A 24,470-nucleotide genomic window follows, 5' to 3' on the forward strand; every position below is an offset into this window, starting at 1 on the left:
GACCATGGGAACGCCACGCGTCGATCTTGCGACGCTAATCGAATTGAACAGGCTGGTCTCTGGCGGCAGCAAAGCGGCACCCTTCCGAAGTGGACGTAGAATCACTCAGGAGGACCATGATGAGATCCCGCAATACGCTGGTGCCGGCGTCGGGCCGGCAGCTCGACCTGATATTCGAGGAGCTCAACGATGACCATCACTGATTTGATTCCGACAGCGCTGCTCGCGCGCAAGGCCGTCGTTTATGTGCGGCAATCCACTCAGTCGCAGGTTATAACCAATCTGGAAAGCCAGCGACGGCAGTATGATCTTGTTGACATTGCGCGACACCACGGCTTCAGCCACGTCGAGGTGATCGACGACGACCTCGGGCGCTCTGCCAGCGGAACCGTCGCCCGTCCGGGCTTCGATCGTCTCGTCGCCCTACTGTGCGCCGGCAAAGTTGGTGCCGTTTTCTGCTTCGATGCTTCACGGCTTGCGCGCAACGGTCGGGACTGGCATCACCTGCTCGAACTGTGCGGCCTGGTCGAAGCCCGCGTCATTGACCATGACGGCGTCTACAATCCATGTCGACCCAACGATCGGCTGCTGCTGGGAATGAAGGGCAGTATCAGCGAGTTCGAACTGGGCGTGCTGAGAGCCCGGATGCTCGATGCCGCCAGGTCGAAGGCGCGCCGTGGCGAACTGCGACTTTCTGTTCCGTTCGGCTACATTTGGCATCGGGAGGCCGGGCTTGGGCTCGATCCTGATCTGCGTCTGCAAGAGGTAATTCGATCCATCTTCGCCCGCTTCCACGACCTTGGAAGCGCGCGTCAGGTGCTGCTGTCGATGACGAAAGATCACATTCACTTCCCTCGGCCGTCGGATGAAGGGCGCATGACCAACTTCGTATGGATGCCAGTACGTTATCGCAATGTGATCGGCATCCTCAAAAACCCCTTCTACGCCGGCGTTTACGTCTATGGGAAGAGCGAGAAGCGGACTGCCATCGTCGATGGATGGGCTCGGCGCAGTTACGGGCACGGCAAGCCCGTCGGTACCTGGGAGGTGATGATCCGGGACCATCACGAAGGTTAAATTAGTTGGGGCGAATACGAGCGTAACCAACAGCAACTGGCCCTCAATAATTATGGCCGATCGGGTGGGACTAAATCGGGCCGCGGCGGCAAAGCATTATTATCAGGTCTCCTGACCTGCGGACGGTCTGGACGGCGACTGAGTGTTGCCTATACGGGAAATCCACAAAATCCTGTCTATCGCTGCTATAAACAGAACCTGATGATGGGCTTGCCCCGTTGCATGACGTTCGGCGGCTCGAAGGTCGATGCGGCGGTTGCGCGCGAGTTGTTGCGCGCGGTAGAACCATTAGCGATCGAGGCGACTTTTAAAGCAGAGCGGATGCACCGGGAGCGACAGGAAGACCAGCGCCACATTCACGATCTGGAGCTACAACAGGCCCGCTACGAGGCTAGCCTCGCCGAGCGCCGCTATGCGGCATGCGATCCCGACAACCGCCTGATAGCTGCACAGCTTGAGAAGAATTGGGAAACGGCGCTACGCCGCGTCCGTGATCTGGAAGTGCGCAGGCCTACCGAAAGTCCTTCAACCATCGAAGTTGACCCAGGCCACTTTCGCAAACCTCGCCGACAATCTGCAGGCGGCCTGGGAGTCGCCGGATGTCACCATGCGCGTGCGCCAGCAACTGCTACGTACATTGATCGCCGACATTGTTGTCGATGTCGATGATGAGGTGCGCGACGTGGTGCTGACCATCCATTGGAAAGGCGGTCAGCATTCGGAGCTCAAGGTTCGCAAGCCCCAGACGGTTGAACACGGGTGCGCCACAACGGAAGATGCTTTGGCAGTGATGCGGAGCATGGCAGGACGCTGGTCCGATGAACATATCGCCGCGTCGCTCAATCGAATGGGAATGCCCACGGGGCAAGGAAAAACCTGGACTGCACACCGGGTCGCTTCAGTAAGGCGGGTCCGGGCCATTCACGCGTACAAATCAGCCGATAAAGAGGGCGAATGGCTGACCATGACAGAGGCGGCGGCGGTTTTGGGCGTGACCAACCACCGAATACGCCACCTGATCAAGACGAACGTGTTGTCTGCCGAGCAGGTGGTTCCCGGCGCGCCGTATCAAATCCGGGCCAGCAATCTGACTTCGGCAACCGTCCAAGCCGCGATAGCCCGAAAGGGCCGCCCGTGTCGCATTGCTGACACCGAGACGCTTCCAATGTTTACAGATACTTAAAGAGGGAGTGCACAATGACTCAGGTCCGGCAACGCCGCGCAGGGCTCGTTCGGCGGCATTGTTCGTCAGACACAGTCTGCCGTCGTCGAGGAACCGGGCGAAGGCTTCCCAGCGACCCTCCTTCTCGAACATGTAGTTGATCGCCTTGGCGACGGGGTTGTGCTTCGACATTTGCCCGCGCTGGGCCATGAGCCAATCGTGCAGTTCTTCGACGAGCGGGCGAGCATGTTGCAGCCTCGCTGCGAGCCTATCCTCGGCAGGCATTCCGTTTATGCCGCGCTCGATGTCGAAGAGCGCGTCGATGCGGGCAACGGCCTCAAGCGCGACGGGCGATATCTCGTGGGCAGGTTTGCCCTTGCGCACGTTGCCGGCGATGTCAGCGAGTTCGAAGAATTTGCGCCGCGCGTGGCTCCAGCAAAGTGCGCTGATCACCAGCGCGGGGCGGCGGTCGGCACGATAGAGGTCGTTGTAGCCGCCATAGGCATCGGCTTGCAGGGTGCCGTGCCATCCGGCGAGATGCGTGTTGGGGTGGGTCTTCTCGCGATCGGGAGAGAAGTGGAAGAGTGCGGCGGGAGGCGCGCCGCCCGCGAAAGGGCGGTCATCGCGGACGTAAGTCCAGAGTCTCGCCTGCTTTGTTGCTCCCCTGGCCAGAAGCGGCACGGTGGTGTCGTCACCATGCAGCCGCTCGGCGGCCAGAACATGGGCACGGATCAGGTCATGGATCGGCTGCAGGGCCGTCGTGCAGGCTCCGACCTGATCGGCCAGTGTGGAGAGACTGAGAGCGACGCCTTCCCTGGCGTAGCGCTCAGCCTGGCGGTTCAATGGCTGATGTTGGCCGAACTTCTCGAACAGGATCGTCGCCAGCAGGTGCGGTCCTGCCCATCCCCGCGTGTCGCATGGAAAGGGGCCGGTGGCTGGCTGATCTTCTCGCAGTCCCGGCAGGTGAACTTCTCGCGCACCGTCTGGATCACCTTCCACTGGCGCGGAATGATCTCCAGCGTCTCGGTGATGTCTTCGCCCATCTTCACGATGCGGTGCGAGCCGCAGCAGGTGCAGGTCGACGGGGCATCGATGACCAGGCGCTCGCGCGGCAGGTGCTCGGGAAACGGCTTGCGGGCCGGCCGGCGGCGTTCGAAAGCGGAGACATTTGTGATTCTCGTCGCCACGCGTTCCGCAGCGATCTCGTCTTCGGTGGCGTCGGCTTCAAGTTCTTCGAGCTGCAATTCCATTTGCTCGATCAGCCGGGCGCGGCGCTCCGAGCTCTGGCCGTACTGCTCGCGACGTATCTTGGCGATCTCGAGCTTGAGATGCCGGATCATCGCCTCAGACGTCGTCACGACCGCGCGCACCTGTGCGAGGTCGGCCTCGGCAGAGGCGGCACGCGCTTCCGATGCCGCAAGCGCGGCGCGCAGACTGGCTATCTCCGAAGCAGCATCATCCATGGCCGAAAGCTACCATGCCGCATGCCGAAAGCCCAACAAAAACAGAGGAATGCAGGCGGTCAGCCTGCCTTCGAAGGCCGCTGCGTCCAGCGCGGGTTGCGCCAGTCGATCCCTTCCAGGAGATAGCCGAGCTGCGCCGACGATACAGGCACGGCGGAGCCATTCTGGCTGACCGGCCAGATGAACTTTCCAGCTTCCAGCCGCTTCAGGTAAAGCGACATGCCGACGCCGTCATGCCAGAGGACCTTGATCAGGTCACCCTTGCGACCCCGGAAGCAGAAGACTTCGCCGCCATGAGGATCGCGGCCAAGACCTTGCTGAACCTTCAGCGCCAGGCTGTTCATGCCGCAACGCATGTCCGTCACCCCGCCCGCGATCCACACCTTTACCCCCGCGGGAAACGCGATCATGACCCATCCACGACGGGCAACAGGCGGGCAAGAATGGTCGGATCAAGCGAGGCTGGGATCGTCAGCCGTCGGCCATTCGGCAGGCCGATCTCGATCGTCATGTCGTCTTCAAATCGCGGCCGTGAGGCTACCTCGCAAGATGCCGCCGCCGGTGGCGAAATCGTAAGTGGCACGAAGCCCGTTGTAGCGGAACTGCTCAGAAGACCACTACGGTATTCCCGACGCCAACGGGTCAACAATGACCGTGACAATCCATATCGCCGCGCCGTCACCGAGCCTTTCCGAAAGCCTTGTAGACTTTCCTCGACGATCCGAACCTTCTCTTCGTCCGACCAATCCCGTCGGCGACCAAGATCGTCGACGGACAAGACCTCAATGGGGGAAATGATTGTAGCGCATGACATAAGGCATGGACTTAAAGCCAATCAGCAAGTCAGGACAGACGGCCTTCGCCGGATGGGTACGTACAAGACCGCCTACTTCCTGCTGCAGAAGCTCCGGGAGGCAGCCGACCTTCGCCGTGATGCGATCAAGCTGCACGGTACGGTGCAGATCGACGGCAAGTATGTGGGCGGCGTCCTCCGCAAGGTGACAAGAAGGAAGAGCGCAAGGACGGGCGCAAGAAGGAAAATCAGAACGGCAAGCGTATGTGAGTTCTGGCGCTGAGGGAGGCCAACCGCCATGCACCGAACAGAACGGTGACGCGGGTGATCCTGGACGAGAACGGCAAGGATGCATGGGCGGCCGTCGCCAAGCATGTGGAGCCGAAGGCGCTCCTGATCGCTGACGAACACAAGGCGCAACCAGGGCTTTGAAAGAAAGCGCTGTATAGATCCACCTGCTCCGCCCTTTTAGTCCGCTAGCAAAAGGCGGTAGGGGACCGACTTTTCGAAGCGGTTTCCTGCCGGCCGACAAGGGCTACGGCAGCGCTGAAATCCTCGCCAAGCCGGTCGAGTGTAAGGCTTCGGCAACATCGCGCCGAAGAACAACTGGAAGGCTCAGTCGTCTTCTCACGCTGGGTCTATCGGCAGCGTAACCTCGTGAAACGTCAAAAGCATCGGTTCGATCGTAATTGACGCAAAGCTGACAGTCGTGTGCGATCGCGCACATTGACAGGCTGGCATGATGCAAGCGCCGACGTGCATTGTGACCTCAACCCAAATCACTCCAATGCTGGGTTGGCCTTCGGACGGATCGCTCGCAAGGTTGACGCTGTTCAAATACTAGGCGGAGTGGCACAATCCGCGACTCCCGACACACGGTGAGCACCGGAAGACGCCTTCTGTCGCCATTGAAACATTCACTAACAATGATCTGGTGGCACACCAATTGCTTGTAGGAGCCCAGATCTCTGCCAGCAATGGTTCCGGTCCAAGCTCCAGTGGCTACTATCGACGATGACCAACACCTTTAGATGTAAGGCCCATCTTCGCCCATGTCGTACCGTACGAACGGAGCTCGTCAGCGATCATCACGCGCGGCGGCGTGCAGCCGATCCAAAGAGCTTTGTCACCAGCCACTGCTCAGCGCGGGAGCCTCTTCAGCTTTGGACCAAGACGTTGAGAGCGATGCCATTCTGGCCGACAGCGCCGCCGGAGCCAATGTTCTTCGCGCGCGATCGAAGTAACCGACGTTCAGATGTCAGGTCGCCACGAATGAGACTGCTTCAAGGGATTCCAGTGGGAGATCGCCTTGCCGAGTTAAGGCTCCCACTGGCACACGGTTTCATTGGTCACGCCGGTGCCGCATGTTGGCCGCCGCAATCCGCTAAACTTAACGGTGCCTTAGAACCTGAAGAGACACAGCGAAATCGGCCTTTTGTTTGGCACCGGTTGGACTAGGCCCGTTTTCGTTTTCGTCTCAAAAGTGGAGATGCGATATGATTTCGAATCACCAAGCCGACGTGGTTGGCGATAGCGACAAGCTCATCGAGCAAGCGCTGCGAGCTGCCATGGATACTGCTCTAAGTCCGGCTGCGCCGGCTCACCTGCGTGGAGCGCTGGACGCGGCAGTGTTTCCAGGGGGCTCCCGGATGCGCCCCAAGCTCTGCTTGAAAGTCTCCTATGTGTGCGGCGAAAAAGATCCTGAGCTGGCGACAAGAGCCGCGGCAGCAATTGAATTGCTGCACTGTGCCTCGTTGGTGCATGACGACTTGCCTTGCTTCGATAACGCGGCGCTACGCCGCGGCAGACCAACGGTGCACCGGCTTTTCGGAGAGCCTATCGCCGTTTTGACCGGCGATGCCTTGATTGTGATGGCTTTCAAATACCTCAGCTTGCAGGCTGCGCTAACACCTGAGTTGGGCGCGCGCATGATCGAGGTGGTTGCGGAGGCGGTCGGCCCCAGTCACGGACTGATCGCCGGACAGTCGATGGAGGCAATGACGCACGTCCCAATCGACCGCTATCACCATTACAAGACCGGCTCCCTCTTTGTCGCGGCGGCCACTTGCGGTGCCCTGGCAAGTGGTGCAGATCCGGCCCCATGGTCTAAGGTGGGGGAATTGCTCGGGCACGCGTATCAGATCGCCGACGACATCGCAGATACAGTCGGCCGCGCAGAAGTGCTTGGCAAATTGCCTGCCGTGGACACGCAGCTGAATCGACCCAGTATCGTTCGCGGCCAAGGATTGGACAGCGCAGCCGCCAGATTTTATGCGTATCTCGAACAGATAGGTGACACCATTCCTGCCAGCCCTCAAAAACGGTCCTTCGTTGACTGGCTTAATCATGCACTTTGCAAAGGCGTGGCTGGACCGGGAAAAGCCGGTCTGATTCAACAAACGGCGCTGGATTGCGCGCCTTTGTAAGCCCGAGTTACGGTACGCATAACCTAGCCGGCGGCATCATTACCGCTTCATCGTCAACAGCTGCTTCATGAACATTTCGTTCCCTGCATCGAACCGCTGGGCCAAGGTGGATTAGAGGTCTAGCTTTAGCGTTAACGGTTTTTGCAACCAGCTTGGAGGGCCGGCCGACAGAGCGGGCGACGCCGGCATCATCCGACTGGCGGATGCGCGGAGGGCAACAAGTGCGCGGAGGGCAACAAGCGCGCCTGGCGCAACGTCGCCAGATCAGGTGAGCCGGTGCAAAAGCAGGCGACGGCCAACTGGCGGATGACGACCTCGAAATGCGCAACGACCGCTTCGGTCGATACCGTAGCCGCCGGCAGCACGCCGGCTGCCTGCCCGGCAATGTCCGCACCCAGGCGAATGGCCTTGGCCACGTCGACGCCGTCGCGGATCCCGCCGGACGCGATAAGCTTCACCGTTGGCAGTGCCCGACGGACCGCCTGCAAGCTGGCCGGTGTCGGGATCCCCCAATCGGCAAACGCCATCGCCACTGCACGGCCGGCGGCATCGCGGGCGCGCTCGCCCTCCACCGCGGCCCAACTGGTGCCGCCGGCTCCGGCGACATCAATCACCTCAACACCCGCCTCGACGAGCGCGCAGGCCACCGAGGCGGACAGGCCCCACCCGACTTCTTTGGCCACGATAGGCACGCCCACGCTACGCGCGGCGCGAGCCACCTGCGCCAGTACGCCGTGCCAGTCGCGGTCGCCATCCGGCTGTAGCACTTCCTGCAGCGGATTGAGATGGACGATCAGCCCATCAGCCTCCAGCGCATCGACAGCCCGGCGCGCCAGATCAAGGCCGTCGGCCTCGCGCAGTTGCGCAGCGCCGATATTGGCCAGCAAGGGAATGTCAGGCGCCAGGCGGCGTAGGGCGCGCGTCAGCCCCTGGGAATTGCGCGATTGGAGGCTCACGCGCTGCGAACCGACGCACATGGCGATCCCCAAGGCTTGCGCCGCCTCGCTCAGGTGCCGATTGATGGCCTTTGCGCGTGGCATTCCGCCGGTCATGGAACTGATCAGCAGCGGCGCACGTATGGGCTTGCCTAACAGCGATGTGCGCAGTTCGATCTGCGTCAGGTCCAGCTCGGGCAGTGCGCAGTGTTCGAACCGGATTTGCTCCCAGCCGGCAGCGACCGTGGCTGGCGCCGTTCGCCGATCCAGCACGAGGTCCAGATGGTCGTCCTTGCGCCGGGTCAGGGCGTCGTCGCACCCGCTCGCTCGATCCGCCGTATTGGGCGTTGGCGTTGCGTCGGATCGGACCGAGGGCGCCGCGCGCACGCCGCCGCCTCCCGCGCGTTCACGCCGGCGCACGCTGGCCTCCCCCCGCCGCATCGTTGCCGTAGCGGCTGATCGAGGTCTGGTAGTACTTCGCGCGAATGACCGCCATGGCCTCGATTAACGGTCCCCATGGTGCAGGAAAGCGTTCTTTCACCATCACTCGGTGCAGCATGCGCGCATGGCCGACCAGCTCGTCGTTGAGGAAATCCTCCACAGGCATAGCCGGATAACGCTGCAGGAGCAGGATGGCAGCGTTGTCGGCTTCTCCCGCCGCCCTATCCTTGGCGCATCCATGCAGATCGTTCTGCAGGCGCCCTATCGTGGAGATGAGCCGCAGCACCTGGCGAAACGCCGGACGCGCGCGCAGGGTCGCCATGTCCAGCCCCCATAGCAACGACAGGCAACAGAACACGTTCGCGTAGGCGATCGAATCGATGGAATTGTGCAAGTATTCGGCGTACGACCAGCGTTCAGCCCCCGCCGCCTGCGCGGGTCCGGCGCGCAGCGCCGCGCAGTAGCACCGGGTATCGTTTAGAAGCTCAGTATAGTCGCGCCTATCGTAGGCGAGCGCGGCCAGGGAAGCGCGCAGCACAGCGCAGCCCTCGAAACCGGGGACCGCGCATGGCACGCCCTGCCCCAGCGCCTGCTCCACCGCGGCCAGCTGCTCCGGCGCGATCAGGCCAAGGTCGTTGCAATCGTCGAGCCAAAACAGTAGCGCCAACTCGCGATAAAACGCCACGATCAGCTTTTCGTCCTGCGGATCTCGGCCGGTGCGGGCGCTGATATCGTGCAAGCTCGGTTGGATACACTGCAGGATGTACTGTCCGCCCCTAACTGCTTCTACGGCATGCTCGTCGGCGAATCCGGTCAGGGAACGCCCCCACTCCAGTACTTGCTGCAGCGCGCTTTCCGTCGGGATCATTGCGCCATTCCTCCTGCTCCCTCGGTCGGGATGCGCCGCCCCCAACGAAGAGCCAGCCACAAGCCGGCGAGTTCGATCACGCGCACGACCCGGGTCGGGCAATACAATTCCTTGCCGATCCACAGCGGCGTCTGCGGCAATTCATGCGCCTCATGGCGAGCGAGCATCCACTCCAGCGCGTGCGCGACCGCCAGCGCGATGCGGGCGCGCCCTGTCGGCTCTTCGCGCCCATCCATCACGTGCAACGCGAACAGCGCATAGGCGGTTTCCTCAAATGTTGACGCGCGACCCGCGCCCCAGCCGCCGTCGTCGCGCTGCGCCTGCAACAGCGCCGCCAGCGCGCGCTCGTCGCGCCACTGGGGCGCGCCTTGCGCGAGCGCAGCGATTGCATGCGCGGTGGGATACAGCCACGAAACATGCCATTTGTCATTGTCCCATAGACCGTCCGCGTTGCGATTGGCCTCAAGGTAAGCGCTGGTACCGGCGGTGGGCTTTCCCAACAGTCTGAACGCATGCAGGGCGTGGATGTTGGTCGACACCGAGGCATTGCGCTCGCCGGGGAAGGTAACGAACAGCCCGCCGATTTCGAAGTGGCGCAACGCGTTGGCAGCCGGGTTGCGTCCTGCTAGGTGCAGGATGCACAACGCAACAGCAGTGTCGTCCGCATCGGCCGCGAAGTGCAAGGCCGGACCCAGACCGCGCACGCCCAGACAGGCATCGAGCTGCGCGACGATCACGCGCACCGCCTCGGCGAGCGCGGGATGCGAAAACAACCCGGCCAGATGCAGAGTGTACAGCGACCAGCATGGCTCGAACACGTTGATCGGCCAGACGCTGGGAACGACACCTTCGATGCCGCTGCGCGCCGCGCGCGATGCGGCCTGAAGATACCTGTCGGCACGCTCGACCTGTGGCGCGCTCGCCTGTGTGAGGGCGTGCGCACGCCACGCGGCGGTTGCCGCCGGGCTGATGCCGATGCTGCCGTCGTCGTCCAGGCATGCCGTGGTCGGCGACGTCCCCCAGGCTTCCCAGGAGTGCAACAACGGATGGCCGCTCGGCAGCGGTCCCACCGTCCCCAACTTAACCAGGCACGCTTGCCGCAACGGCAACAGCGCCGGGTAGCGCGGAAACACCACGTCGCCCACCAAGGATGTGGCCTCGCCGGAGATCTGCGGCAGGATCAGCTCCGCGCCTACCGGCGCGTCTTCCGGCACCGCATCCGCGTAGGGATCCGGCTGGCGCTCGAGGAACCGCGTTGCAGCCTGAACTGCGTCCGCAGCGCCGGGAAGAGGATCGGCACGCCGCAATGCAAGCAACGCCGCCCACGTGGGTACATGGCGGAACAGTGGGAAGTCAGCACTTCCCCACCCGCCATCGGCCTGTTGCTGCGCCATGAGCCACGCGTATCCGTTCTGCCGACCGGTGACGTTGCCGCTGAACTGCAAAACGCGCGCCGTGTCGTAAACGGACGGACTCACGCTGCCGCCATCGCGCGTCTCGTTCAGCAAGTGGCGCAATTCAGAAAGGATCTGTTCGGACAGCGCACTCATGCGGGATGTTCCCTCTGCAGGCAGTTGACGAGAAGCGCGGCGAAGCGCACCTATGCTGGCGGCGGTCCGCGGTGGGCAACCGCTCCGATCTGCGCCGTGGAATCGAACACAATGTAGCATCTAGCGGTGCCGCCGGCCGATCGCAGCGGTACGGCGGCGCCTCCGTGCGGACCGGCGCCAATGCGCACGGCGCGTGCTTGAACAGATACCCTTTTGGCCCGCTGCACGGCCTGCGCCAACCGCTCCGCACGCGGGCGCAGCGAGGTGATGGCTTCCTCGGCCTCTGGCCATAGGCCCGGCACTGACTGGGGCGCTGCATGCAGCTTCGTGATCGGCACGCCGGTTGCTTTCTTCTCCGCCGCATGCTTGCCGGGGGCTTGCCCAGCGTCGCGTCATCCGCTGGCGTGTCATCCTCGACCACCTACAATACAAGGCCGAAACAGGCGCGATAGCGATCCAGTGCGCGGTACAGAGTAAAGCGCGGCATCCTCCGCGACGGCGCATAGCGCGCCAATGCCTATGGACGCGCGCACCGGCAATCCGCCGCACGCCTGCGCGCCCGATCCGCCGAACGGGGAAACGCCAGTTCGGTCGTCGTTTAGCGTGGAACCCTTCTGCATGTTGTTCATCTCCTTCTACCTGACAGAGAATGCCGCGGCGAGCGGCGAGCCGCCGCGGTGCTGCCGGCGTCGCACCGCGCGCGCGCGCCGAGTGCAGCAATGCCGCCCATCGTCGTCGCCGCTGCCTCTTGACACGGGGCAGAGGATCCCAGCTCATGAGAATCCGATGCGGACTGTCATGGACGGATGTGCGGTCGGGTAATAGCGCCGGCCTTTTTCGACGCCGCTCATCAATCGCGGCCGCACCCCGGCCTCCTGCATGGTCAATGCCAAGGCGATGCTGAACTGCACCAGCTCCAGCCATACAAGGTGATAGCCCATGCAGACGTGTGGGCCGGCACCGAACTGCAGCATGTCCACCGGCCGGATCGGCTCCGTGCGTTGCAGCCACCGCCCCAGACGGAACTGATCGGGCGCTTCGTGCAGCAGCGGCGAGGTCGAGAAATGCAGTAGTGGGATGCACAAATGAGTGCCCGAAGGAATGCGCCGCTGGCCGAGTTGTAATTCCTGCATCGCGCGACGCGGTACGAGCGAGGAAGCCGGATGCATTCGTAGCGTCTCCCGAAACAGCGCCTCTGCGACCGGACATTGCGCCAGGTCCTCGTGCCCGGTCGGCACCGCGCCCACGCGTTGCGCCTCTTCGACCAGGGCGTCCCACAGCTCTGGATGCTGCGCCAGCTCGATCACCATCCAGGCTATCGTCGAGGCGGAGGTCTCGTGGCCGGCAAGCAGCAGCAAGCGGATATTGGCGACCAGGACGTCATCGGAGAGCGCGCCATCGCTGCAATCGAAGGCGCTCACCATGTCGTTGATCAACCCGGTGCGCGCGGCGCGCGCGCGCGCGTCCCGGATGAACTGGCGCGACTGCGCGTCGATCCAATCGCGGGCGGCGCGGCCGCGTCGCAAGGGCATCCCCGGCAGGTCGATCGGGGGCGCGACCATCAATTGTAGCAGTTGCCGATACTTGCGATGCCACTCCGACAGGTCTTGGGCGGGGATGCCCATGAGACTGAAGGTGAGTTTGAGCATCAGGTTGCGGGTGTCTGGCAGGATAGCGACTTCACCGCGGTCGCGCCACGCCTTGACCTGAGCCCTAATAATTGGTTCGAACAGCTCGCCAATGCCGGCCTCGGTCAGACCCCTCGGCAGAAACGCCGCTTTTATCCCATCGCGCGCCTGCCGGTGCGCGCTACCGTCCAAAGTGACCAACGTTCCGCCAAGGATGTCGGGCGCGATCTCTTCGATCAGTGCCGAGGACACTTCCTTGTGCCGGAGCAATGCGAGCGCATCTGGATCCAGGCATGTCATCAGGTGTCCGGCCGGGCCGAAGTCCAGCCAGAAGTGGCTGCCTAGGGTCCTTTCCGCGCGCCGCAGCAGGCGCGGCAGATCGCAGACGATGGCGGGAAGATGCCCGACCAGGGGGAAAGCGCCAGGCATGACCGGGATGTCGTCCCGTAGCCGGCGCCAGCGGTTCAGCGGGTTGAGCAGCATGTCCATCACCAATGCGACGCTGCGGCTGCTTCGGCGGCGTCACCGGCCGGCCGAGCCGCGCTGTTGCCACCGTCGGCGTAGGTTGGAACATGCGCCAACATGCCGCCGTCGATGCACACCACCTGGCCGGTGATGAACGCAGCCTCCTCCGAGAGCAGGAACGCGACCAGCGCGGCTACGTCCTCGGGGCGGCCGACGTGCGGCAGGAGCTGGTGCCGGTGTAGATGCCGTTGCATGCACTCGTCCAGCTTGGCGAAGAGACGTTCGGTCATGACAAGACCTGGCGCAACCGCGTTGCAGCGGATCTTCGCGTGTCCGTATTGGGTGGCAAGCGAGGCCGACAGCATGTTCATTGCGGCCTTCGACGCGGCGTATGACGTCAGTGCGGTGTCGCCGCTGAGCCCTTGGCACGATGACATGTTCACGATCGCGCCACCACCACGGCCGATCATTTGTGGGATGGCCTGCCGGCAGCAAAGGAGCGTGCCGCGCAAATTGGTCGCCATGGTCTGGTCCCAGACCGCCACGTCCAGGTCGAGGATCGCGCGGTCGTGCGGAGTCAAATGCATGGCGCTCGCATTGTTCACAAGCACGTCGACCCCACCGAAGCGCCGCTTCGCCGTTTTGAACAGCTCTGCCACCGCCTGCGCATCTGCGATGTCCATGGCCACGGCCAGCGCTTGGCCCGCTTCGGCTGCGATCTGTGCGGTGCAGGCGATGGCAGCGGGGCCATCAATGTCGGCCACCACCACTCTGCCGCCCTCGCGCGCGATGGCGAGGGCGCATGCCTTGCCGATCCCGGCGCCGGCGCCGGTCACCACGGCCACCTTGCCTTTAAATCGTTCCATCATGTTCTCCTGGATTGCGTAGGTCTTTCGCTGCATGTCGCTCAGCGTCTGCCGGAGAGGGCGTAGGGCCGGGGTTGGTGCAATGGTCATCGCCGGCTTCGCTTTCGATCACCCGAATGGCCGCGACCGGGCACTGGCTGGCTGCTAGGCGCACGGCGGCGTGCAGCGCCTGCGGGACCGTCGCCATGCACACTTCCGCCACGCCGTCCGGCTCGCGCTGACGAAAGGTGCCCGGCAGCGTCAACACGCACTGACCAGTGGTTCCGCACAGGTCCTGGTCGACCACGACGCGAACCTCAGCCGCCGCCTGCGCGTGCAGCCGCACCGGCAGCGCGCGGAACGTCCTAAGGAACGCTGAGGGCTCCCGGGTCGGCTGCTCGGCCAAGGCCGACGTGGGGAAGCGAGCCTGGATCTGCGGCAGGCTCTCGGCCAGTTGCACCCTGGCGAGTTGAGCACCTAGGCAGAAGTGGATGCCGTGGCCGAAGCTCAGCATAATCTTTCCGTCGCTCGACATGCCAGGCCTGGTGCCGTAGAACCGCACCGGATCGAAGCGGTCGGGATCAGCGAAAGCGTCCGGGTCGCGATTGCCGGCCGCGATCAGCACGCGCACGTCCGCGTCCTTCGGGATCACCACGCCATGCAGTTCGATGTCGCGCTGGGCGATACGCGGAATGGAGCTGAACATGGCGGGCGCCTCGCAGCGCAGTACTTCTTCTACAAATGCCTCCACCCCTGCGGCGTCTCCCTGCAGCCAGTGCCGCTCCTCGGGGTAGGCCAGCATCGCCAGCACCGCATGGTCGATAGTCGCAGCAGTGGTGGCGAAGCCGCCCAGCAACATGCCCCACAGCATGCTGATCAACTCCGCGTCCGAGAGCGTATCGGCGTCGTCGGTGTGTGCGCCGACCAGTGTCGACACGATGTCGCGGCGGGGATCGGCGCGCTTGCGCAGTATGAGGTCGCCGAAATAGGCCTTCACCCTGGCGCTGGCCACGTCCGCCGCGGCGAGCTGTGGATCGCTGGCGTGCGGGCTCAGGCCTTCTAGAATGGCGCTGACGATCGCTGAGAGCTCGAAAACGTCGTCTTGGGGCATGCCGAACAATTCAGCGAAGACAAGCATGGGCAAGGCCAGTGCGAATTCCCGATGCAGGTCCACCGCCTCTCCTCGCTCCAGTGCGGGCGCCATGCCATCCAGGCGAGCTGCGACGATGCGCGCGATGCTCGGCCGCAGGTTGTCGATCTGGCCCACGGTGAAATCGCGCGAAATCAGCCGGCGCAGACGCGTATGCGTCGGTGGTTCCTTCATGGCTAGCGTAGACGCCAGCAGATTGAGCGACAGGCTGCTCGCCGCACGCGGGAAATAGCGCGCCAGTTCGGATGGCGCCGGCCCCCGAAACGCATCGCCCGTAGCCTTGAACGCCCAGTAGATGTCGGCGTGGCGGCTCAACAGAAAGAGGCCCGACGCCGCGCGGTGCACCGGATCGTGCTCTCGCAACCACCGCATGAACGGGTACGGGTCTTGGATGCATGCTGGCGACGCCAGCTCGGCGAAGGCGTCGTGGCATGCTGCCGTGGTGTCTTGCACGTCCATCTTGATTACCTGTCGAGTGGCTGATCTGACCGGTGCGCGCCAGGCGCCGCCAAATGAGAAGATTGCGATGCCGGGGGGCGTCCGCACCAGAGCACCGGCATCTCCTCGAACCCGCCGGTGATGATCTCCTTGCGCAACTTCAGTTCTTCGGGCGCCACGGCCAGGCGCAACGCGGGAAAGCGCTGGAAGATCGAACCGAATATGGCCTTCAGTTCCAGCCTCGCCAGCGCCGCCCCGATGCAATTGTGCTGCCCGTAGGAGAACGCCAGGTGGGGATTTGCGTCGCGTCCGATGTCGAAGACTTCCGGGTCTTTGAAATGGCACGGATCAAACGAGGTCGCCGGCAGGCCGACCAGTACTTTGCTCTCCGCGGGTATATGCACGCCCGCGATGGTAACGTCGGTCCGGGGATAGCGCATGATGCCGTCCCACCCCGCGCCAGGCGAATACATGCGCAGTATTTCTTCCACCGCCTTGTCAACCAGGGAAGGATCGCGGACCAGGCGTTCGCGCTGTTGCGGATGGCGAAACATGGCCAGCAGGCCGAATTCGATCTGCGCGACGGTGCTCTCGTGCCCCGCCACCAGCACGCCCGCCGCGAGGCCGATCGCCTCTTCCTCGGTCGCTTTGCCCTGGTCGACCGCGGCTAGCAGATCCGTCAGCAGGTTATCGCCCGGATCCTGTCGCTTGCCCCGTATTTTGCCGTGGATGTAGGCGCGGAGCTCTTCCCAGGCCAGGCCGGACGCGCTGCGCGGGCCGCTTTCATGCTGGTGCGTCATCACCTCGTCGGAGAGCCCTGCGAAAAAGGCGTGTTCCTCGAAGGGCACGCCCATCAGCGCGCTGATTACCTTGGCCGGAAGCGGAAAGGAGAGATGGCGTCGCAAGTCTGCGGGCTGGGGCTGAACCGCCAGCGTATCGAACAACTGCACGGTGATCGCCTCGACCTGCTGCGTAAGCAGCTTCACCCTGCTGTTGCTGAAGGCCGGCGCCACGATCGTGCGTAACCGAGCATGCTCGTCCCCTTCGTGCGAGACCAGCCATCCCGGCGAACCGAGAATGACCGAATCGGGGGTGAAATCCGCCGGAGGCATTCCCGCGGGCAGGAATGCCGCGTCAGACAGCACCGCCTTGGCCTCGTCATAGCCTGTCACCCACCAGCATTCGTGCCCGGACGGAAGGCGCACGCGGTGGATCGGACCTTTGGCGCGTAGCGCTAACATCTCGGGCGAGGGCTCGATGTGATCGACCCGCCACATCGGCAGCGTCGGCAAGGATTGTTCGGACATGGTGACGCTTCACTCTTTAAGCCCGGAAGGGGCGGAAGATGATGGGCAGACTGCGGGCAGCAAATGAGTTAAGGCAACGTGTAGACCACGCCCTCTGCGGCGATTGCCAGCGCCAGATCCTCCGGCCGCACGAACGGCGGGGGGAAGACACTTCCCAATTCCAGGCGCGCCAGCGCAGCGCCCAGGCACAGATGCGGCCCCTGGCCGAGCGGCAGGTGCGGGTTTTGCAGCCGGTTGAAATCGAACATGTCGGTATCGCCATAGGTCGGCCGACCGTAGGAATTGGCGCAGCAGGTTCGACCGCACCCGCCCACCGACCCGTCCGCAAACAGAACTTCCAGTCCAGTCCCACACCCCCGGCTTCCCGCCTGGCTCAAGGTCTGCCGCTTTGGCTGTACCGCTCGCGACGTGGGCGATTGTTGTGGGTCGCAAACGAAGAACTCTAGATCGCATCTAACACTCCTCACATTTTCCCGGCACACACAACCGAGCCACTATCATTGCCCAGCAAACCATCGGAACTCACGAGACGCGAACAGCGATGCGCCGCCCGAAGACCATCGCGCTGCGATTGGCGACATACCGTGACCAGAGCAAATCGCGTGCCGAAGTGAATTCGTGGGTTCAGCAGGCATTTCGTAGCAGCGCGTAGTGTCAAGCTCCCGCCATTCAGTCTCAATGCCGACAACCGCGGAGTACATGTCTGACAAAAGACTGCTCTAAGCCGGTCTGCGTCCGATAGTCGGCGACCTGCATGGGATGCCCTCGCGGCGGGCTTTCGTGCAACAATCCGCGCCATCTTCGACGTCGAAGTTGCCCCGCCAGTTTTCGTCCGATGGGCGGGAACGTCGTCGACTGCGCCGAGGCCGCCGCGTTAAAAGCGCCGGCTCTGGGCAAATCAGACTGGACCCGCCTCGACCCTCCGGTAGTAAAGTTTGCGGAGCTTATTTCCGCCAAATGCAAGTTCTGAGCTTGTAGTCATCTCGTTGACGTTGTTCTTAATGTTTCCACCCCCGCGCTTACCGAGACGGTCGAGCTTCTCGATCGGCGTAGGTAGAAAAGGCAACGGGAAACGCTCAAATTTCGAAGCATGTTCTCTTCCGGAAACATGTCATCTAATCAGGAGCGGCGGTCGGCAACAGTCGCCTGAGTCGGAGGTGCTTTCTAAACCAGACGATGCCCAATCCAGAAGCCTCCTGCCGAAGATGAAGCAATCGGGAGACCAATGCAGCATCTCATGGACCGCCGCACCGTGGTGAAGAAAGCGGTCCTCGGTTGCTGGAGGTTGTTGAGTAGTTCCATGACATCGAATTGAGCTTTAGCCTGATGAATTGGGTCAATACCTACACCGCTAACTAAGGGGTGCGCCGTTTACGCCTTAGGTCAAGCTGGGGGACGTTGGACTGCTCTGACCTGCCCCTGCGAATTTCCTCCAGAATTGATTAGAGTCCGGCCCATCAAAGGACGGACGAATGAAGAAGCAGAGATTTACCGAAGAGCAGATAATTGCGGTGCTGAAGGAGCAGGAGGCTGGTGCGAAGGCGGCCGACCTTTGCCGCAAGCACGGATTTCAGAAGCGACGTTTTACAACTGGAAAGCCAAATACGGCGGCCTGGAAGTCTCCGAGGCCAAGCGGCTGAAGGCGCTTGAAGATGAGAATGCCAGGCTGAAGAAGCTGCTCGCCGAGCAGATGTTGGACGCAGCAGCACTCCGCGAGCTTCTTTCAAAAAAATGGTAGGGCCTGTCGCGAAGCGTGACGCCGTCACGCATCTGAAGACCGTCATGGGTCTTTCGGAACGGCGGGCCTGCCAGATCATATCCGCCGACCGCAAGACGATCCGCTATCAGTCGAACCGACCGCCGGAAACCGAGTTGCGAGCGAAGCTGCGCGACCTCGCCAATGAGCGGCGGCGTTTCGGCTACCGGCGACTGTTCGTCCTGCTTCGGCGGGAGGGAGAACCGTCCGGGGTCAATCGCATCTATCGCCTTTATCGGGAGGAGGGTCTCTCTGTCCGCAAGCGCAAAGCCAGACGCCGTGCTGTCCGCACGCGTGCTCCGATTTCTGGTCGAAGCTAAGGCCAATGCCCGATGGTCGCTAGACTTCGTGCACGACCAGTTCGCTTGCGGAAGGAGGTTTCGCGTGCTCAACATCGTCGATGACGTAACGCGCGAATGCCTGGCGGCGATCCCGGACACGTCGATCTCCGGCCGCCGTGTCGCCAGAGAACTGACGACGCTGATCGAACGACGCGGCAAGCCGGGGATGATCGTCTCCGACAACGGCACTGAACTCACCTCGAATGCGATCCTCGCGTGGTCGAAGGATCACAAAGTCGACTGGCACTACATCGCGCCGGGAAAGCCGATGCAGAACGGCTATGCCGAGAGCTTCAATGGTCGGATGCGCGACGAACTGCTCAACGAAAGCCTGTTCTTTGGCCTCAATCATGCCCGAAGCGCCATTGCCGAATGGGCGGACGATCACAATAATTTCCGGCCGCACTAATCGCTCGGATATCAGACCCCGGCAGATTATGCCGGGACCATCGCCGCAACCGGCTCCAACGCTGCGCAAGATGAAGGCTTCGCGTTTCCGCCGGTTGCTCACACCGCGCCACTTGGCGTATTCAAAACCGCCGAGGCTCTAATCGCCGCCGGATGAAAATTCAGTGGCAGGTCAGCTCAGTTTCATCGCGATCATGTTTTTGTGGCTGGTTTGCCTGCCGAGTTCCTGAATGTATCGACCTGTCGCTCTCGCGCGTGGGCCGGAAGGACATAAATAGCAGGCTCAAGAAATAAACGACCTGAAGGAAAACCGAAGCCGCTAGTGTTACGGCGAACGCTTTGAAGATGGAAAGCGACGCGGCGTAGGCCGAAACAGCGCTGGTGCACGTGACCAGTAGCAGGATGCAAAAAAAAGTTCTAAAGGACAAAGCCTTGCTCCCGTTCGTTCGTCCAATACTTGAACTGCGTCGACGCTGACGTTTCGCCCGATTCGTCCACGCTATGAACGTGCATGACTTCGCCGTGAGTGCCATAGGTTGCCAAAAGTTGGGTCAGCGCGAATACGCCAAAGTGACGACTTCTTCTTTCGCGGCTTCCGACTCGGCAAATCCTGTTCGCCAGACTCCGAAGGCCGCCGCCATAGCGAGCAACAAGGCGGCGCCAGTATCTCTCCGGGATACGCAATAAAATCTGCCGCTTCCTATCTATTGCATTTTTGTACGTTCTCCGCTGAGGTCGCGATCGGCTTGTTTGGTGAGACACCTTGGTCATGCACCAAGGTCGCTAATCAGGCAAAATAGATTGATTGGATGCCATCATCCGCGTTTTGAATAACGCTAAAAACGCGGCACCGAAAACGCCTGGGGACCGAGCGCGAACTCGCGACCGCGGCTTTCAGCACACTTTAAGTCAGCCAACAGTGAGCGCGGCTGTTGCCCCGGTTGCGCTAGCCAAATGTCGTGATGCTCGGATGGAACTCGCCGATTGCAAATTTTCTTTCTGCTTTATACGTCGTAAGGGGTGCCTTGATAGAAGCTCCACTCGTTAGCTTCGAGTTCAGGCTCTCGCGTCTGCAGCATGGGAAATGATTTCTAATTCTGCCGGGTATTCGTACAACGTACAGATCTCGTCAAACTTGGAACACGCACCCGTTTGCATAGTTTGCCCAAGGTCGGGATCCGTTCCGCAAATTTGGGACAAATTCGAGCCATACGTGCGGCGACGCCGATGGCCGCCGCGTTCGATTGCTGAACCCGCTTAGTCGACTCGCGGCTGCCGGTATGGTCTAACATCGTCGCGTTCATGTTTGGCCCGGAGTTGGTATGGGGGCTGGCCGGAATAAAAACACGCCCATTAAAATATCTCAATAGAATCAACTGGCTGGGCGACATCGGAGCGACGCGTCCGGAGCCTGGCTTGAATTGAACCGAACCGAATTGGCGCAGGACCATTTACACAGCACGCTGAAATCTGCATATTGCCGCGCGTTGTCGCTATCCCAAGTTGATGCACGAGTCGCTTTCGCTCCCGTCAAAAGCAGCTGGGCACGAGCTCTTTTCAAGAATTTAGAAGGCAAGGATATGGAAAATTTTGTGTATCTGTTGGAGCCAGAAAGTGCGATCTTTCGCGCCGCTGAGCTCCCTGATCGCAACAGCATTGCATCGATCGCCGGTTTAATTGGCAGTGATCTTATTCAGATGATCCGCTTCGACGACATGCACTCGCTATTTGTTGGCGAAGAAGCTTTGCGAGTTGGGTTAACCGCCTTTACGATCTTTGACGGGTACCCGATCCCTCTTGCCGGGCAGATAGCGCTTTTGGGAGGCGATGGTAGTAAACCTTATCGTTCGCCGTCAATAACGATGACGGAAGCCGCGCGACGTTTTGAATGTTGCCGGCCGGTGCTTGATCCTGTGTTTGTTCCGATGGACCGAGTGGCGAACAAGGGCCTCATCGTTGCGGGCGCACTGGAAGGCCTGCAAGTGCGTATTGATCGCCGCTCCCCGGTGCTCCTATGAGCGCAATGACGAATGATAGGATCCAGGAGAATGAACTCTATCGCGCCGATTCGCTGAGAGTCCGCGAGCGTGGCGACATGGGCTCGAGAAACGGAAAGCTGACGCCTCAAAGCGGCGTTTACTACGTTGCCGAAGGCCTCCCGTTCAACTGGACAAAGGTCAACACTGAAGGTCGGAAGACGTTCAGTGCCGGTCTCCAACTACTCTGAGGACTATCGAAGAGACATATGATAACTCTATCGGCGGCTAACACGTCGTTGCGCAGCAATTGATCTTTGATCTTCCCTCAGATTGCTACACTCAGACTGCTCGATCGGCGCCGCAGATTGAAAGCCTGCGTTTGTCCGTTTGGCGATAACTGGGAGGCGGGATCGCCTCCCCGCTGCACGGGCGATCGAGTGATTGAAAAGCCGGCTTCAACTGTCACTTGCTCAAGCTGGCACAACCTTTGAATGCTCGCCTTGCGGGGATCAAAGCAGCCAACTGAATTCGATTATTGGAGAAAGCGACGAAGCGCATGCCAAATGTGCATCACATCGGGGTCTCGACGGTGGCGGTGCCAGCTGCGGACGCCGCACGTCAAACCGGCATAGCCGTCGACCACTGCGACGATTGCCAAACACGCTATTTCAGCCGACCATGCCAGATGGGTCTCAAGTTATATTTTGATGACTATGTGCTCTTCCGCGTTTTTTCGCGCGCACTTGAAGAAATTGAGATGGGGATTGCCACCGCGACCGAGGCAACCGGCCTTTCGCTTAGGGAGCTGCGGGATATACCAGCCCGCAGTTTCCCGGCAAGGCTTATCCGCGCTTTTGCCCTGCAAGAGGCGAGTGATTGCGTGCCTGATGCGGAGGAGCAACTGTTGCGCGATATGCTCCTAGGGCATGTGCGGCCAGGCGACCCTGAGGGCGTGCGTTTTGCTAAGATCATTGCGCGACGTTCCATGCGCGAAGACCACCTCTGGCGGGATCTCGGCTTGCTTGACAAAGCCGAACTTAGGAGATTGCTGTTCGCGCATTTTCCGGCGCTGGTGGCAGGCAACACCAACAACATGAGGTGGAAGAAGTATTTTTACCGCAAGATTTGCGAAGCTGAAGGCTTTTCCCTTTGTAGCGCTCCCAGCTGCAAGGAATGCGGCGATTTTAATGAATGCTTTCTCCCTGAGGAAAGCGGAAGTCTTTCTGGAGCGGCAGAGTTCGTCGGGCGCGAGATCTTGAAAACGTGAAGGCCACAGATGCAACTTGGCGGGCTTGTCCGGCGACGTTGAACCGATACGGGGGATTATTGCTCCCGATATTACGACTGTGCGGGCACGCGCAAATGCCACTTTCCTAAAGATGAGCGGTGATGTCGTCGTCGGATAATGATCATCGGTCAATTCTGATAGCACCTACTAAAATTGCCTTAAGCTCTTCGCCGTATTCGACTACGCGATCCACAATTTGTCGGAGCTGAGCGTATGGCCGGAAAAAAGCGTCCGCGACTAGCGCTTTAACTTGATAGCTTGCTCACGATCTTTGCTGTAGCCTTCGAGCATTTCCTCAGAATCTGGCCCGCTGACGATCGAAACCGGCTCCGTTGTCAATCTCAGCCAATGGCGAAACAATCCGGGCCTGCAAGACTGCAGCTGCCAAGCTGTCGGCATTCCCCCTATTTGTTCATGGAGACAGCATAACAGCGAGTTTGTTGTAAGCGACAATCTCTACTGTGCCTTCATATGCGTTCTGCTGATCATCCGGCCTTGATTCGACGCGTGGTGCGAAGCCGATCGGCCGTCAAGACGGTACCGATCTGCTTGGCTCTACGACTTGCCACACTACTTCTGTCCCTCGCCTGAGATGTAAGGATACGGACGAGATTTGTTGATCTTTGACGCAAGCGATTTCCAACCGACAAGACCTCGCAGCCGCTTCGTCCAGTTTGGCGGTTTCGAGACAAGAGTTTGTCGATCCCGCCTTCGAAAGTTCGGAACTAAATAGCTGAAGATCAGCAAAACAGCTGTTTTATATGCTGCTGCCCACATGGCACGGGTTTTGAAGATTGCCATGCGAGGCGGCGCGAGCTGCCTGCCTTTTACTCAGCGATGGATGGAACGAAAGAAGGAAGGCGATATGTCAGATTTGCGTCAAATCGCATTTTACGGCAAAGGGGGGATCGGCAAGTCCACCACCTCCCAAAATACGCTCGCAGCGCTTGTCGACCTCGGGCAGAAGATCCTGATCGTCGGATGCGACCCGAAAGCCGACTCCACCCGGCTGATCCTGAACGCCAAAGCACAGGACACGGTTCTGCATCTGGCAGCGCAGGAAGGTTCGGTGGAAGACCTTGAGCTCGAGGACGTGCTCAAGGCCGGCTACAAAGGCATCAAGTGCGTGGAGTCCGGCGGTCCGGAACCGGGCGTCGGCTGCGCCGGGCGCGGCGTCATCACCTCGATCAATTTCCTTGAAGAGAACGGTGCATATGACGATGTCGACTACGTCTCCTATGACGTGCTCGGCGATGTGGTGTGCGGTGGCTTTGCGATGCCGATCCGTGAGAACAAGGCCCAGGAGATCTACATCGTGATGTCCGGCGAGATGATGGCGCTCTATGCCGCCAACAACATCGCCAAGGGCATCCTGAAATATGCCCATTCCGGCGGCGTGCGGCTCGGCGGCCTGATCTGTAACGAGCGCCAGACGGACCGCGAGCTCGACCTCTCCGAGGCGCTGGCTGCCAGGCTCAATTCCAAGCTCATCCACTTTGTGCCGCGTGACAACATCGTCCAGCACGCCGAGCTCAGGAAGATGACGGTGATCCAGTACGCGCCGGACTCCAAGCAGGCCGGGGAATATCGGGCGCTAGCCGAGAAGATCCATGCCAATTCGGGCCAAGGGACCATTCCGACCCCGATTACCATGGAAGAGCTCGAAGACATGCTGCTCGACTTCGGCATCATGAAGAGCGACGAGCAGATGCTGGCCGAACTACAGGCCAAGGAGTCAGCGGTGGTTGCGGCTCAATAACTGCCGCTGTCGACAGGACGCGCTGGCCCTTGCGCCAGCGCGTCCTTCCAAGAAAGCCGCTTCGGCGACGACGACCTAACCCGAACCTTGAAAGGGGGCAGGGGCCCATGAGCCTTGATTACGAGAATGACAGCGTTTTGCATGAACAGCTCATTGCGGAAGTGTTAGCGCAATATCCAGACAAGGCGGCGAAGCGCCGCAAGAAGCACCTCAGCGTCGCAACGAGCGGCGACGAGCCTGGCGATGAGCCGAAGGCCCTTTCCGAATGCGACGTCAAATCGAACATCAAGTCCATTCCGGGCGTGGCATGTGCCCAATAGGACCACGCTTTCGAAGGAAAAAAACGTGTCAAATATTGTATGTGAACGTGACACGGACTGCAGGCGAAAGT

At 61.2% G+C, this 24,470-nt stretch carries 17 protein-coding genes and 5 pseudogenes; 10 read left to right on the plus strand and 12 right to left on the minus strand.

Annotation, left to right across the window (positions count from 1 at the left end):
* The first annotated feature begins 189 nt into the window (after positions 1–189).
* Together QMO82_RS04000 and QMO82_RS04005 are read left to right on the plus strand one after the other, a co-directional pair.
* Entirely contained in the window at positions 190–1,077 is an 888-nt protein-coding gene (locus QMO82_RS04000; RefSeq protein WP_239789230.1) for a recombinase family protein, read from the plus strand.
* A gap of 138 nt (positions 1,078–1,215) precedes the next feature.
* Positions 1,216–1,746 carry a hypothetical protein gene (locus tag QMO82_RS04005; protein WP_239789262.1) on the plus strand — a complete coding sequence of 177 codons (531 nt, stop codon included), beginning with the start codon at positions 1,216–1,218 and terminating at the stop codon, positions 1,744–1,746.
* A gap of 265 nt (positions 1,747–2,011) precedes the next feature.
* On the opposite strand, the gene QMO82_RS04010 is transcribed toward QMO82_RS04005, so the two are convergent.
* The 3 genes and pseudogenes from QMO82_RS04010 to QMO82_RS04020 form a co-directional block, all read right to left on the minus strand.
* Positions 2,012–3,702 (minus strand): IS66 family transposase gene (locus QMO82_RS04010; RefSeq protein ID WP_239789231.1). Its coding sequence is split into 2 segments (ribosomal slippage): positions 2,012–3,150 and positions 3,150–3,702, totalling 1,692 coding nucleotides; the frame shifts between segments, so codons are not numbered across the junction.
* A 59-nt stretch (positions 3,703–3,761) separates the two neighbouring features.
* Positions 3,762–4,112 (minus strand): IS66 family insertion sequence element accessory protein TnpB, encoded by a 351-nt coding sequence (gene tnpB, locus QMO82_RS04015; protein ID WP_016737501.1) that lies wholly within the window; start codon positions 4,110–4,112, stop codon positions 3,762–3,764.
* A gap of 218 nt (positions 4,113–4,330) precedes the next feature.
* Positions 4,331–4,537 (minus strand): annotated as a pseudogene (locus QMO82_RS04020) (transposase); the annotation flags it as partial.
* Here QMO82_RS04020 and QMO82_RS04025 point away from each other — a divergent pair.
* Positions 4,488–4,778, plus strand: coding sequence for a hypothetical protein (locus tag QMO82_RS04025; RefSeq protein ID WP_008536527.1), 291 nt, complete (start codon positions 4,488–4,490; stop codon positions 4,776–4,778). The pseudogene QMO82_RS04020 and the gene QMO82_RS04025 overlap by 50 nt on opposite strands.
* 32 nt (positions 4,779–4,810) lie before the next feature.
* Entirely contained in the window at positions 4,811–4,927 is a 117-nt protein-coding gene (locus tag QMO82_RS04030; RefSeq protein WP_008536526.1) for a transposase, read from the plus strand.
* A 603-nt stretch (positions 4,928–5,530) separates the two neighbouring features.
* Here the strand turns inward: QMO82_RS04030 and QMO82_RS04035 are convergent.
* Positions 5,531–5,740 (minus strand): annotated as a pseudogene (locus QMO82_RS04035) (IS6 family transposase); the annotation flags it as partial.
* Between the two features lie 251 nt (positions 5,741–5,991).
* Between QMO82_RS04035 and QMO82_RS04040 the strand changes: the two are divergent.
* Positions 5,992–6,921 (plus strand): polyprenyl synthetase family protein, encoded by a 930-nt coding sequence (locus QMO82_RS04040; protein WP_008536525.1) that lies wholly within the window; start codon positions 5,992–5,994, stop codon positions 6,919–6,921.
* A 188-nt stretch (positions 6,922–7,109) separates the two neighbouring features.
* Here the strand turns inward: QMO82_RS04040 and fni are convergent, their stop codons facing one another.
* The 8 genes and pseudogenes from fni to QMO82_RS04080 all read right to left on the minus strand — a co-directional run.
* Positions 7,110–8,276 (minus strand): type 2 isopentenyl-diphosphate Delta-isomerase, encoded by a 1,167-nt coding sequence (gene fni / locus QMO82_RS04045; protein WP_016737499.1) that lies wholly within the window; start codon positions 8,274–8,276, stop codon positions 7,110–7,112.
* Positions 8,263–9,165 carry a hypothetical protein gene (locus QMO82_RS04050; protein ID WP_008536520.1) on the minus strand — a complete coding sequence of 301 codons (903 nt, stop codon included), beginning with the start codon at positions 9,163–9,165 and terminating at the stop codon, positions 8,263–8,265. The genes fni and QMO82_RS04050 overlap by 14 nt, the downstream gene beginning before the upstream one ends.
* A complete protein-coding gene (locus QMO82_RS04055; protein WP_011053441.1) occupies positions 9,162–10,715 on the minus strand; it encodes a hypothetical protein in 1,554 nt (517 codons plus the stop codon). Before QMO82_RS04055 ends, QMO82_RS04050 begins: the two co-directional genes overlap by 4 nt.
* 773 nt (positions 10,716–11,488) lie before the next feature.
* Positions 11,489–12,832 (minus strand): cytochrome P450, encoded by a 1,344-nt coding sequence (locus QMO82_RS04060; RefSeq protein ID WP_029875527.1) that lies wholly within the window; start codon positions 12,830–12,832, stop codon positions 11,489–11,491.
* Positions 12,832–13,674 (minus strand): SDR family oxidoreductase, encoded by an 843-nt coding sequence (locus tag QMO82_RS04065; protein ID WP_008536513.1) that lies wholly within the window; start codon positions 13,672–13,674, stop codon positions 12,832–12,834. The genes QMO82_RS04060 and QMO82_RS04065 overlap by 1 nt, the downstream gene beginning before the upstream one ends.
* On the minus strand, positions 13,661–15,262 hold the full coding sequence (locus tag QMO82_RS04070; protein WP_029875528.1) for a cytochrome P450: 1,602 nt from the start codon (positions 15,260–15,262) through the stop codon (positions 13,661–13,663). Before QMO82_RS04070 ends, QMO82_RS04065 begins: the two co-directional genes overlap by 14 nt.
* A 5-nt stretch (positions 15,263–15,267) precedes the next feature.
* On the minus strand, positions 15,268–16,548 hold the full coding sequence (locus tag QMO82_RS04075) for a cytochrome P450 (RefSeq protein ID WP_011053445.1): 1,281 nt from the start codon (positions 16,546–16,548) through the stop codon (positions 15,268–15,270).
* A gap of 68 nt (positions 16,549–16,616) precedes the next feature.
* Positions 16,617–16,793, minus strand: a pseudogene (locus tag QMO82_RS04080) (cytochrome); the annotation flags it as partial.
* Positions 16,794–18,020: 1,227 nt separating this feature from the next.
* Between QMO82_RS04080 and QMO82_RS04085 the strand changes: the two are divergent.
* The 5 genes and pseudogenes from QMO82_RS04085 to QMO82_RS04105 form a co-directional block, all read left to right on the plus strand.
* A pseudogene (locus QMO82_RS04085) lies at positions 18,021–19,210 on the plus strand (IS3 family transposase).
* A 1,264-nt stretch (positions 19,211–20,474) separates the two neighbouring features.
* Positions 20,475–21,071: a hypothetical protein gene (locus QMO82_RS04090; RefSeq protein ID WP_011053448.1), complete on the plus strand. Its 597-nt coding sequence runs from the start codon at positions 20,475–20,477 to the stop codon at positions 21,069–21,071.
* A gap of 517 nt (positions 21,072–21,588) precedes the next feature.
* A complete protein-coding gene (locus tag QMO82_RS04095; RefSeq protein WP_008536495.1) occupies positions 21,589–22,299 on the plus strand; it encodes a nitrogen fixation protein NifQ in 711 nt (236 codons plus the stop codon).
* Positions 22,300–23,185: 886 nt separating this feature from the next.
* A complete protein-coding gene (nifH, locus tag QMO82_RS04100) occupies positions 23,186–24,079 on the plus strand; it encodes a nitrogenase iron protein (protein WP_004675840.1) in 894 nt (297 codons plus the stop codon).
* 107 nt (positions 24,080–24,186) lie between these two features.
* Positions 24,187–24,384 (plus strand): annotated as a pseudogene (locus QMO82_RS04105) (hypothetical protein); the annotation flags it as partial.
* Positions 24,385–24,470: the final 86 nt, after the last annotated feature.

This window comes from Rhizobium sp. BT04 (assembly GCF_030053135.1).
GTDB classification, from domain to species: domain Bacteria; phylum Pseudomonadota; class Alphaproteobacteria; order Rhizobiales; family Rhizobiaceae; genus Rhizobium; species Rhizobium binxianense.